Genomic DNA, 11,499 nt, shown 5'->3' with positions numbered 1-11,499 from the left:
GCCAGCGTGGTTTAACGGGGCGCCTGAGATCAAGATCACAAGCAGATCAAGAGCGACTCGCTTCGCATCGTGGTTACCGTTGGCTTTCGCAGGCAGCCCTAATGGCTTTTTTGTAGGAGCGAGCTTGCTCGCGAAAAACTCAAAGGCGCCGCGTTCATTCAGCAAGCACGCGTTATCGTTGAAGTTTTTCGCGAGCAAGCTCGCTCTTACAGAAAGCTACGACCGTTGCCGTGCAGGCCGGTACAGCAACAAGCAATACAACCCCAAGCAGATCAGCCAGCAAAAAATCGCTGTCCACACGTTGTGGGAAAAAAAGTGCGCCCCTTGCAGCATACGGCTGACGGAAAACACGCTGCCCAGGCTGACAGCAAAGATGAACGCGTAGCGCGCCAGGCGTGGCCGTCGATCCCGCAGGGCGAAGAACCAGGCGAACAAGGCAAACCCGGTGGCGGCATGCCCGCCGGGCCAGCAGCGGCCGGGTTTATCGGTAGGCGGGCGCGGGCTGAGCAGTTCGCTGTAGGTTTCCTGGCCGCCGAATTCCTTGAGGCTCCAGGGGCATTGCACGGCGGTAATGGTTTTCAACGGCGACACGAACGCCGTCGCCATTCCCAGCGACAGCACCAGGCACACCAGTTCACGGCGGTACGGCTTGAGTCGCTGCAGGATGAAGCTGCCGACCAGGCCCAGAATCGCCAGCACCGAAAACAGGATCACCAGTTGCTTGGCACGGTCATGCAGGATGTCTTCAAGGAAAAAGCTATAGCGGCCAATGAAGCCGCCAGCCTCTGCGCTATAGAAATGCCTGGCCAGGTCCATGTCCACTGACGTCAGTTCAAGCAACAGCAAGGCTACTGCAGCGCCGGCAGGCAGGCCCAGGCACAGCCAGAAATCAAGCGGTTTGGAAACCGGTAAAGAGGAGGGGGATTTCATCACGAACCTTGGTAAAAAAGCCCCGCGCTCACCTGCACGGGGCTTTTTGATTAGCGTTTGCTTAAGACTGGAGCTTCTTCCTTGGGCGCTTTCCAGCTCAGCAGTTGCTGTTTGTAGTCGTAACTGGCGGCCTGGTAGTAGGTGATCGCCCGTTGGATCAAGGGGTCATCGCTACCGACGCGCAGCTCCTGGCTCTCGCCCAGGGCCTGGTCGTGGCGACGCAAGCCTTGGCGCGGGCTGAGGATTGCCAAGTCCTTGCCATCAAACAGACCCAGGTGCTGGTAATTGCCCACCACCACCCGTGCAGGCAATGGGTTGTCCTGCAGCAGGTTGCGGCCAAAGAATGTCGATTCGTAGCTCAGGTTGAGCAGGCCCAGCAAGGTCGGCGCCAGGTCGATCTGGCTGGACAGTTGAGCGGACTCCCGTGCGTCGATCAGCTTGGGCGCGTAGATAAACAGCGGAATCTGGTAGTTGGTGATCGGCAGGTCTTCCTTGCCTGCGCTGCCGGCGGTGTGGTCGGCGACGAACACGAAGATCGTGTTATCGAACCACGGCTTCTGGCGCGCTGCCTCAAGGAACTGGCCGATGGCGTAGTCGGTGTATTTCACCGCACCGTCGCGGCCTTTGCCGGACTTGATGTCGATACGCCCGTCCGGGTAGGTGTAGGGGCGATGGTTGGAGGTGGTCATCAGTTGCAGCAAGAACGGCTGTTGCTTGGCGTAATCGGCGTCGGCCAGTTTCAAGGTCTGTTTGAACAGGTCTTCGTCGGCCATGCCCCAGGCGTTTTTGAATGAGATTTCTGCTTCGGGCACGCTGCTCTGGTCCACCACCCGATAACCGTTGCCGCTGAAGAACGCGTTCATATTGTCGAAGTAACCGCGCCCTCCATAGACAAACACGCTGTCATAACCGATGGCCGAGAGCTGTTGACCCAGGCTGGCGAACCCGCTTTCGCGGCCGATGCGCTTGACGATCGAACGCCCTGGTGTCGGTGGAATTGCCAGGGTAATGGCTTCCAGGCCGCGGTCGGTGCGCGTACCGGTGGCATAGAAGTTATTGAAGTACAGGCTCTGTTGGCGCAACGCATCCAGATTGGGCGTGAGGTTACGCGCATCGCCATTGCTGCCCATGTACTTGGCGCTGAAGCTCTCGATGGTCACCAGCACGATGTTGGGCTTGCGCAGTGTGCCGGGGTTGGTGATGGCACGGCGAATATCCAGCGGGTCCTGGTCGATAAAGCGGGCGTTGGGCTCACTGAGTTCGGCGTGCAACTGCTTGGCGATGACATCGGTCGGCAGGCTTTTGTAGAACTGGGTGTAGTCCAATTCGTTGTTACGGAACGCGGCAAAGAACTGATAGGGGCCGTTGCTGGCCAATTCGTTGTTATACGCGTTACCGCCTTGGGTGCGCGGGCTGTCCTGGCTGACCAGTTGCAGGCTGAGGCCGGCGAGCACCAGCAGGCCCAGGGCGTTGACCAAACGGCCACGCAGCGCAGGCAAGGGCGCTGCCATCGCGGCATTGAAGGGTTTGCGCAGAGCCACGCTCAGAATCAGTGCCAGCATCGCCAGCAGGCTCAGCAGCTTGCCGATCGGGTAAGACTCCAGCAGGTTGTTCAGTACCTCATCGGAGTACACCAGGTAATCGACGGCGATAAAGTTGAAGCGCACGCCAAACTCATCCCAGAACAGCCATTCGGCCACCGAGGTGAACAGCATGGCGAACAGGCTGACGGTCAGCACCGCTTGCAGGAACCAGCGATGGCCACGGCGGCGCCACAAGGCAGGCGGGCAGAGCAGCAGATACAGGCCAAGCGGCAAGGCTGCATAGGCCAGGAAACCCAAGTCGTAGAGCAAACCCACGCCAAACACCGGCAACAGGTTGCCGCTGACTTCATCCAGGTGGGTAATGAGCAGCACGCTGCGGGTGAGCAGGAAAACCACTAACCAGGCACCGGTGATCAACAGCAAATAGCGCATTGGCGCTGTTTTGAAAAAACCCATGTCTATGTTCCTTAGATCAATGGGGGGCGATCTTCTTCCTGAGGCTGTAGTCAGTTTGTGAAGCTATAGTGAAAAACTTGTTCGGCTCTACAAACAGTTGAAAACCTTTATCGGCGGGGCTCTGCGCTCTATCCCTGAGCCTCGCTTGGCCTTAAGCTGCGCGAGCCAACACGGCCGTTACCGCGTACGGAGACACTGCCCATGCGAATTCTATTGGTTGAAGACAACCGCGATATCCTCGCCAACCTGGCCGATTACCTGGGGCTCAAAGGCTACACAGTGGACTGTGCGCAGGACGGTTTGTCGGGCCTGCACCTGGCGGCCACCGAGCATTACGACCTGATCGTGCTCGACATCATGTTGCCCGGCATCGATGGTTACACCTTGTGCAAACGCCTGCGTGAAGACGCGCGCCGTGATACGCCGGTGATCATGCTCACCGCGCGCGACCAACTGGATGACCGGCTGCAGGGCTTCAAGTCTGGCGCTGATGATTACCTGCTCAAGCCGTTCGCCTTGTCGGAACTGGCCGCGCGTATCGAAGCAGTGTTGCGCCGTGCCCAGGGCGGCGGGCGTCGTGCCCTGCAAGTGGGTGACCTGAACTACGACCTCGATACGCTGGAAGTCACCCGCGAAGGGCGCCTGCTCAAGCTCAACCCGGTGGGCCTGAAACTGCTCGCCGTGCTGATGCAGAAAAGCCCGCATGTTTTGCGCCGGGAAGTTCTCGAAGAAGCCCTGTGGGGCGACGATTGCCCGGACAGCGACAGCCTGCGCAGCCACGTTCATCAATTGCGCCAAGTGATCGACAAGCCTTTCGCCAAACCGCTACTGCAAACCGTGCACGGTGTGGGTTATCGCCTGGCCGAGGGTCGTGATGGAGTTTAAGCAAAGCCTTGCCCAGCGGATCATCATCGCTTTCGCCTTGATGAGTGCGTTGGTGGCGGGGGCCTTCGCCGTGGGCATCATTGCGACGGTGCACCTGGTGGAAGAGAAGTTGATCTCGGCGGGCCTGGGCGGTGACCTGCAGCGCCTGCTGTTGATGGACAGCGTCGAAGACTGGAGCCACCGGCCGGAGCCGGACCAGCTGTTTTATTTCAGCGGCGGGCGTGGCGATTTTGAACTGCCCAAGGACCTGCGCCATCTGGACCCTGGGTTTCATGAGGTGTTTCGTGAGGCGCTGTCGTACCACGCCATGGTTGAAGTGGTCGATGGTCGGCGTTATGTGTTGCTGCAAGACCAGAGCGATTTCGAAGAGCGTGAGCGCGTGCTGTTTGCGGTGGTGCTGGTGGGCTTCGTGCTCAGCCTGGCACTGGCGGCGTTCCTCGGCTGGGTGCTGGCCCGCAAGGTGATGGCGCCGGTGGTACGCCTGGCCCGCCAGGTCCGTCATCGTGACCAACTGTTGGGCCTGGCACCGCCCCTGGCGCCGGATTACGCCGCCGATGAAGTGGGCGAACTGGCGGTGGCGTTCGACGCCACCCTCGGCCGCTTGCGCCAGGCGTTGTCGCGCGAGCAGCTGTTTACCAGCGATGTGAGCCATGAGTTGCGCACGCCCTTGATGGTCCTGGCCAGTTCCTGCGAACTGCTGCGCGAAAACCCAGCCATCGATCAACGAGGTCGCAACCAGGTCGAGCGCATTGCCCGTGCCTGTGAAGAAATGCGCGAGCTGGTGCAGACCTTCCTGATGCTCGCCCGCGCCAAACACGACGACGCCGCCAGTTCGCCCCAGGGCAACCTCACCCAGGTGGCCGAAGACCTGCTCGGTATCTGGCGCGAGCCCATCGAGAAAAAAGGCCTGGCGTTGATCTACCTGCCAGGCAACCCCCTGGACACCCGCTACAACACCACCTTCTTGCATGCGGTGATGGGCAACTTGCTGCGCAATGCCCTGCATTACACCGAACACGGGTTTATCCGCCTGACGCTGGAGCCCAGTGGCTTCGTGGTGGAGGACTCCGGTGTCGGCATCCCCGAAGAGAAGCGCGAAGCGATGTTCGAGCCGTTCGTGCGCGGTAGCGAGAAACGTGGCGAGGGCCTCGGCCTCGGCCTGTCGCTGGTGCAACGGATCTGCGAAAGCCAGGGCTGGAGCGTAAGCCTGAGCACCATGGAGCCCAATGGCTGCCGTTTTCATGTGGAGCTCAACCCAGTCAAAACCTGACCCTTCAGTCTGTCGTTTTGCTGATGCAGACTGCCTGCTTTTCGGCGAAGATGGCCCGGTGCTACTGAATGTTTCTGTAAAGTCTTGAAATGTATGCAGTTGGACAGGACAAGATTTTCACAACGAGTTGACCTGTTGATCACAGTTCGCTGCTTAAGGTCGTAGGCATCAGTTACTGGAGACGTAAGATGCCTTCCCCGATCAAGCTGGAATTTTCTGACAAGTACGACGATCAACACGCGCAGAAATATTTGCTCAAGCATCAGGACAATCTGGCTCGCCGGTTGTCCCACAAACGCGACGAGCAACTGGCGCGCGGCGCATTGGCCATGGCCGGTGAGCCGGGCCTGGTGTTGGACCTGCCGTGTGGCGCTGGACGCTTCTGGCCGTTACTGGCCGAAAAACCCAACCGTGTGATTATCGGAGCTGACAATTCGGCGTCGATGTTGAAGATCGCCACCGCTGCCCAGCCGGCAGAGGTGGTGAAACGGGTACGCCCTTTGCAGACGTCTGCCTTTGATATCGATTTGCCAGATAACTCCGTCGACAGTATTTTCTGCATGCGCTTGATGCACCACATTGGTGAGCCGGAGCACAGGCTGACAATACTGCGCGAGTTTCAACGTGTTACCCGCGACAGCGTGATTATTTCGCTGTGGGTGGACGGCAATTTCAAGGCCTGGAAGCGCAAGCGCAGCGAAGTGCGTCGTCGCAAAAAAGGTGAGCAGGAAGGTTACCAAAACCGGTTTGTGTTACCGGCTGCTACTGTCGAGGCAGAATTCGAGCAGGCCGGTTTCCGTGTTCAGGAATCCCTGGACTTCATACCGCTCTACGCCATGTGGCGAGTGTATGTATTGCGCAAGAGGTAACAGGATGGCAGTTGAGTGCGTAGTAGGCAGTCATGTAGCTCCCGAAGAACGATTTGATTTTTTCTGGCGTCAGCAAGGTGAATGGGTGGAAGAACCCAACCGTCGCCGGGGTGGTGAAAGTGGCGTGCAGCGGGTGATCAGCCCTAACGGTCGCTTGCTCTATTGCAAGCGCCAGACCGGCCACATTTACCGCAGTTGGCTGCACCCCTTTGGGCGTCCGACCGTGCTGCGTGAGCGTGATGCCCTCAAAGGCCTGCGTTTGCTGGATGTGCGTGTGCCGGAACTGGTGTTTTGCGAGGCGCGTCGCGACCCGGAGCACCAATGGAAAGCCCTGTTGGTGACCGCGTCCCTGGACGGTTTCGACGAGATCGAAAACTGGTACGCCGCCGGTGGCCGCCAACAGTATGGCGAGGCGGTCCACGAGCGCCTGCTGCAAGAGTTGGCCGGCACCTTGGCCCGTATGCACAAAGGCCGCTGGCAACACGGTTGCCTGTATATCAAGCACATCTTCGTGCGGGTGACCGGTGAGCCTGATGCGGCGACAGTGGAAGTGGCCCTGCTGGATTTCGAGAAATGCCGCCAGCGCCTGACCGCTTATCGGGCCGCGTCCCACGATATGCTGCAATTGCGCCGCCATTCGTCGTGGAATGATACCGACTGGAAAAAACTCAGCTACTTTTACGAGACGGCGTTTGGCAGCGCTATCAAGGGTTTAACCAGATGAAGCTAGAAATAGCACGAGGTTTGTTTCTGGTCGGGGCATTGGGTGTTGCAGCCCTGGCCCTGGCGGTATGGGAACAACCTCGTACACAAGTGTTGAGTGCGGTAGACGGTGGCGGGCAATGCCTGCTGCCACGCATTGCCAAGACGAGTGTGGCGGCCAAGCCCGACCATGAATTGCTGTTATTCATGTTCGGCATGTCTCAAGCGATGAGGCCGCAAAGTTGAAACGATTGACCCCGAAAAGGGCCTTGCCATGCGAGGCCCTTTTTTTATGGTGCGCCAGGCATGATCATTCCCACGCTCTGCGTGGGAATGCCTCTTGAGACGCTCTGCGTCTCGTCCGTTAGCGCCAGTGACGCAGAGCGTCACGGGTTGCATTCCCACGCAGAGCGTGGGAACGATCAGCCACAGAAGGGTAATTTCAGATCAGGTGCAGGTGATTGTCCCAAAGCCCCGCCGGTAGTTGCAGCGGTTGTGCGACCAGGTTTTTCTGGCGGCAGTCATAGAAGCGGCAACGCCCCTGACCGGATGTCACCACAAACCCATCCGCCACAGCGCCCACCCCCGCACAGTCCGGCAAGGGCCCATCCAGGCGCAGTTCGGCGGTGTCCATGTCCCAGATAAAAAAGCGGTTGCCCCGCGGTGCCGTCAACGCCACCAGGCGCAGTTCGCTGTGCACCGCCACGCTGGCGGTGTAATGCCCCATCGCCTGCAACTGTTCATCCGCCACCGGGAACGCCACGAACGGCTGCCCCGGGCGCTTGATCGCGAGCAACTCGGAACGCTCCTGGGACGGGCCCATGAACTGCTGCCCGGTCAGGATGGTGCCATCGCTGGCGATACCCATGTGCCGCACGCTGTTCATCTGCTGGGCCAGGGTTTCCTTGCTGATCAGGCTACCGTCGCGCCGCATCAGCACCAGGCTTGGCTCCATGGCATTGAGGTTCATCTCTACCCGGCTTTCGGCTTCGGTGCGAATGCCGCCGTTGGCCACGATCAGCGTCTCGCCGTCGGGCATCCACGAGACTTGATGCGGGCCGATGCCGTGGGTGGATATCTCGCCGCTGTGCACCAGCCGCTCACCTTCGAACTTATACACCCCCAACAGGCCCCGACCGGGGTCGGAGGTGTCGTTCTCGGTGGCGTACAGCCAGTCACCGCTCTTGTGGATCACCGCATGGCCATAGAAATGGCGGTTGGCGTTCGAGGTGATGGTTTGCAGCAGCCTGCCGTCGCGCAGGTCGATCAGGTAGCTCTCGGTGCCTGGGCGACGGGCGACGAACAGTGCAATCGGCAAGGTCGGGTGGTTGATGATGTCATGGCAGCGCTGGCCGACCTGGGTGGCAAATACCGGCTTGCCGTCCAGGCGATAGCCGACAGCGTAGTGCTTGCCGTCGGCATCATCGCGCGCCGACAGCAGCAGCGGGCCTTTGTCTTTGTGCTTGAACAGCGTCCAGCCACCCAAGGTGATAGCGCTGAGCAGCACGCTGCCCACCGCCAAAGCCTGTCGCCTGAGCATCATCAGTCACCGTCGTTGGCGTTAAAGCCCAGTTGTACGCCCAGCGCCTTGGCCAGTTCACCTTCATGCAGGCGGTGGACCACGTTGAGGCTGTCGTAGATGTCGTTGAGTTGCTGGCGCCCGGCGTCGTCATTCAACAGTTCGTTGAGGGTGCGCTGGTTGCTGGCGAACAGTTTCAGGGACGCTGCGTAGGCGGCGTCGATTTTCTCGGCCAGTGGCTTCTGGTCCGCCGGCAGCAGGCCACGCAGGCCTTTGTTATCGACGCCCACCCACACGGTCTGAGCCGCGGCGAGGCTGGCTTCCAGGCTTTGCAGGGACGACTGGCTGCGCCAGGCATCGGCCTGGAACGGTTGCGGGATGCCCTTGGTCTGGCGGCCCATCGGGGTGCCGAGTTTTTTCTTCAGGGTGTCCAGGGCGGTCACTTGCACGCGCAGCAGGTCGGCGATGGCTTCGTGGGAATCAGCGTAGCGCTGGTTCGGAAACTTGGTCATCTGCGCGAGCATGCCGTCGGTGCTGTTCCAACTGGCCAGGATCTCTTCGGCCAGGACTTTCTGGCGTTCACCGATCGCCATCAGCAGCGGGCAATAGCGCGCTTTCTGGGCGTCGTCGGCGACGTCAGGCTTGGCGTCGTAAAGGATGTATTCGTACGCCGACAGGCCCTGTACCACCACGCTGGATTTCGCCAGGGCCGCGGCGTCGATCTGCGGCTGGGCGCTGACCAGTTGCTCGACCTGACGGCCGACCAGGTTCTTCTTGTCTGGCCAGAACTGCACCTGCCACGCCCGGTTGCCTTCGGCCAGCGGGCCGATCAGCAGCGGTTGCAGCTCGGCCCAGGCTTTTTGCGCGTGCAGGAAGTCGGCGCGGGCGGTGTCCAGGCTTTCCTTGCCTTGGCAGTAAGCCAGGGCGCTGACGGCCAACTGACGGTCGGCCTCAACCCAGCGGCTGTAGGTTGGCAGGATCACTTGCTTGGCGATGGCCGCCGAGGTCACGGCTTGCGGGTCTTGGGGCGAGCAGGCGCCCAAGGCCAGGGCGGCGAGGCTGGTGAACAACAACTTGGGACGAAACATGTCGAGCTCCCTTCTGTAAGTGGGGCAAAGCTTATAAAGAATTCAGGAACGCCAGCAACGCGGCACGCTGCTCGGCATTGAACGACAACACATGTTGCTGCGCCGCTTGGGCTTCGCCGCCATGCCACAGCACGGCTTCAAGCAGGTTGCGGGCGCGGCCGTCATGCAGGAACTGGGTGTGGCCACTCACGGTTTGCGTCAGGCCAATGCCCCACAGCGGCGGGGTGCGCCAGTCGCGGCCAGTGGCTTTGAATTCGCTACGGTTGTCGGCCAGGCCTTCGCCCATATCGTGCAGCAGCAGGTCGCTGTAAGGGCGAATCACCTGGTTGGCCAGTTCAGGTTCGGCGGCGTTGGCGGCCGTGGTGAACGTAGGTTTGTGACAGCCCTGGCAACCGGCCTGGTAGAACAGGTTCTTGCCGGCCAGCACTTGCGGCGTATCAACGTCCCGACGTGCGGGCACTGCGAGGTTGCGGGTGTAGAACAGCACCAGGCGCAGGATGTTATCGCTGACTTCCGGCTCACCCTCGGGGCCATTGCCGTTGGGCGCCTGTTTGCAGGCCACTTGGGCGTCGGTGCAGTCATCGAAGGGTCTCAGGGACGTGGTGAGGCCCATATCACCCGAAAACGCGTGAACGTTTTGTTGATTGAGGTTGGGCTGCCCGGCTTTCCAGCCAAAACGCCCGAGGACAGTTTTGTTCTGGGCGTCATCCCAGACCCAATTGACGCGGCCCACGATGGCCTCTTTGTCGGCGGTCTTGGGGTTAGTGTTGCGCAGGATATCGGCATCGCTGATCGCTTCGAGCAGGCCCAGGCCGATCATCGGCGGGGCGATACGCGCCGAGAAGCGTGTGTCGGGGTGCATCGGGCCGTAGCCGAGTTGGGTGATCTGCAGGTCGGGCTTGCGCAATTCAACCACCGTACCGTCCTTGAACCTGACGTTGACCGGTGTGTAGTCAACCCGCACCTTGCCTTCCGGCGCGACGCCGGGCACGGCCATGTCCTGGAGTTGCCCGCCGTAGACCGGCTCGGGCACCACGCCGATCTGTTCGATGAGCTTAGCGTAAGGCTGAGCATCCGGGATGGACAGGCGCACCAGCATCGACACGGCATTGGGCGCGTCAGGCAGCGGCGGGTGGCCACGGCCATCCTTGATATGGCAGTTCTGGCAGGCGTTGGTATTGAACAGTGGGCCCAGGCCATCGCGCGCCGTGGTGGTGGACGGCGCAATCACCCACGGGTTGCGAAAGAAGCTGTTGCCGACGCTGAAGTCCAGGCGCCGCGTGGGCGCCAGGTTGGCCGAGGGCAGGGAAAAGGCGTTCTGGTCGCGCTTGTTTACCGTCGCCGCGCCACCGGCCCGCGATTCACCCGGCTCTGCTTTTGTGAAGCGAGGGGCGTCATCGCACGCAGTCAGGCTTAAAGCCATCAACGCTGCTGGCAGGTATAAAAGCGCACGGAACATCAAGATTCCTGGACGAGGGCAGAAAATTAAGGCGCAAAGTCTAACAGGGCAGGGCAGATTGAATAAGAGCAATTATCGTTTGGTGGCATCCCGATTCTTTCCCGTTAGAATGACCGCACATTTTTTTATGGAGGTGGCCAATGCAGGCTCTCGACGCTTTGCTCAACCGTGTTTCCGTGCCCCGTTTGCTCGACCCGGCACCGACCCAGGAGCAGCGCGACCTGCTGTTCGCCGCCGCCATGCGCGCGCCCGATCACGGCCAACTGCGCCCGTGGCGTTTCCTTACCGTGGAAGGTGCAGCGCGTGAACAGATGGGCACGCTGTTGGCCGAAGCGGCTCGCCTGCAGGATGCCGACGCACCGCAAGCCGCCATCGACAAGGCCCAGAACGGCCCGCTGCGTGCGCCGCTGGTGGTGGTGGTGATTGCACGCTTGCAAGAGCATTTCAAAGTGCCCAAGTCCGAGCAATTGCTGGCCGCCGCCTGTGCGGCCCACGGCATTCTGCTGGCGGCGTATGCCCAGGGCATTGGTGCGGTGTGGCGTACCGGCGAATTGTCCTACTCGGCTCATGTCGCCAAAGGCCTGGGGCTGGCGGCGAATGAAGAAGTGATTGGCTTTCTCTACCTGGGCACACCGCAGAACCCGCCGCGTACGGCGCCGAAGGAAGACCTGACGCCGTTCGTCCAGGCCTGGCCCGGCCTGTAATTCACCACCATCCTGCTCTATATGTAGGAGCGAGCTTGCTCGCGAAAAACTCACAGGCGCCGCGTTTATTCAG

The 11,499-nt window shown here is 60.7% G+C and carries 11 protein-coding genes and 1 pseudogene; 6 read left to right on the top strand and 6 right to left on the bottom strand.

Going from position 1 to position 11,499, the window contains the following annotated elements; translation table 11 throughout:
• The 3 genes and pseudogenes from E1K68_RS22285 to E1K68_RS22275 form a co-directional block, all read right to left on the bottom strand.
• Positions 1 to 198 (bottom strand): annotated as a pseudogene (locus E1K68_RS22285) (spermidine/putrescine ABC transporter substrate-binding protein PotF); the annotation flags it as partial.
• Between the two features lie 18 nt (positions 199 to 216).
• On the bottom strand, positions 217 to 930 hold the full coding sequence (locus E1K68_RS22280; protein WP_212614663.1) for a phosphatase PAP2 family protein: 714 nt from the start codon (positions 928 to 930) through the stop codon (positions 217 to 219).
• 50 nt (positions 931 to 980) lie between these two features.
• Complete coding sequence (locus tag E1K68_RS22275) at positions 981 to 2,930, bottom strand: LTA synthase family protein (protein WP_094775300.1); 1,950 nt, start codon at positions 2,928 to 2,930, stop codon at positions 981 to 983.
• 201 nt (positions 2,931 to 3,131) lie between these two features.
• Between E1K68_RS22275 and colR the strand changes: the two genes are divergently transcribed.
• The 5 genes from colR to E1K68_RS22250 all read left to right on the top strand — a co-directional run bounded on the left by colR (position 3,132) and on the right by E1K68_RS22250 (position 6,902).
• The gene (colR, locus tag E1K68_RS22270; RefSeq protein WP_003193936.1) at positions 3,132 to 3,815 is read left to right on the top strand and encodes a two-component system response regulator ColR; all 684 of its coding nucleotides are present in this window, start codon (positions 3,132 to 3,134) and stop codon (positions 3,813 to 3,815) included.
• A complete protein-coding gene (locus E1K68_RS22265) occupies positions 3,805 to 5,085 on the top strand; it encodes a HAMP domain-containing sensor histidine kinase (RefSeq protein WP_003193935.1) in 1,281 nt (426 codons plus the stop codon). Before colR ends, E1K68_RS22265 begins: the two co-directional genes overlap by 11 nt.
• A 188-nt stretch (positions 5,086 to 5,273) precedes the next feature.
• Positions 5,274 to 5,954, top strand: a complete 681-nt coding sequence (locus E1K68_RS22260; protein ID WP_003193934.1) for a class I SAM-dependent methyltransferase — start codon at positions 5,274 to 5,276, stop codon at positions 5,952 to 5,954.
• 4 nt (positions 5,955 to 5,958) lie between these two features.
• A complete protein-coding gene (locus E1K68_RS22255) occupies positions 5,959 to 6,678 on the top strand; it encodes a lipopolysaccharide kinase InaA family protein (RefSeq protein WP_003193933.1) in 720 nt (239 codons plus the stop codon).
• Positions 6,675 to 6,902, top strand: a complete 228-nt coding sequence (locus tag E1K68_RS22250) for a hypothetical protein (RefSeq protein ID WP_003193932.1) — start codon at positions 6,675 to 6,677, stop codon at positions 6,900 to 6,902. The genes E1K68_RS22255 and E1K68_RS22250 overlap by 4 nt, the downstream gene beginning before the upstream one ends.
• Before the next feature lie 196 nt (positions 6,903 to 7,098).
• Here E1K68_RS22250 and E1K68_RS22245 read toward each other — a convergent pair whose 3' ends face one another.
• From E1K68_RS22245 to E1K68_RS22235, 3 genes are read right to left on the bottom strand one after another with little or no spacing between them, the layout of a single operon-like run.
• Positions 7,099 to 8,196 (bottom strand): DUF1513 domain-containing protein, encoded by a 1,098-nt coding sequence (locus E1K68_RS22245; protein WP_003193931.1) that lies wholly within the window; start codon positions 8,194 to 8,196, stop codon positions 7,099 to 7,101.
• 2 nt (positions 8,197 to 8,198) lie between these two features.
• Positions 8,199 to 9,263, bottom strand: coding sequence for an imelysin family protein (locus tag E1K68_RS22240; protein ID WP_003193930.1), 1,065 nt, complete (start codon positions 9,261 to 9,263; stop codon positions 8,199 to 8,201).
• A gap of 31 nt (positions 9,264 to 9,294) precedes the next feature.
• On the bottom strand, positions 9,295 to 10,722 hold the full coding sequence (locus E1K68_RS22235; protein ID WP_212614662.1) for a di-heme oxidoredictase family protein: 1,428 nt from the start codon (positions 10,720 to 10,722) through the stop codon (positions 9,295 to 9,297).
• 140 nt (positions 10,723 to 10,862) lie between these two features.
• Here E1K68_RS22235 and E1K68_RS22230 point away from each other — a divergent pair, with 140 nt between their 5' ends.
• Positions 10,863 to 11,426, top strand: coding sequence for an NAD(P)H nitroreductase (locus E1K68_RS22230; protein ID WP_137203897.1), 564 nt, complete (start codon positions 10,863 to 10,865; stop codon positions 11,424 to 11,426).
• The last annotated feature ends 73 nt before the right edge of the window (positions 11,427 to 11,499 follow it).

The organism is Pseudomonas sp. B2021 (assembly GCF_018135665.1).
Lineage (GTDB): Bacteria > Pseudomonadota > Gammaproteobacteria > Pseudomonadales > Pseudomonadaceae > Aquipseudomonas > Aquipseudomonas lactis.
This window is presented reverse-complemented; position numbering and strand designations above follow the sequence as displayed.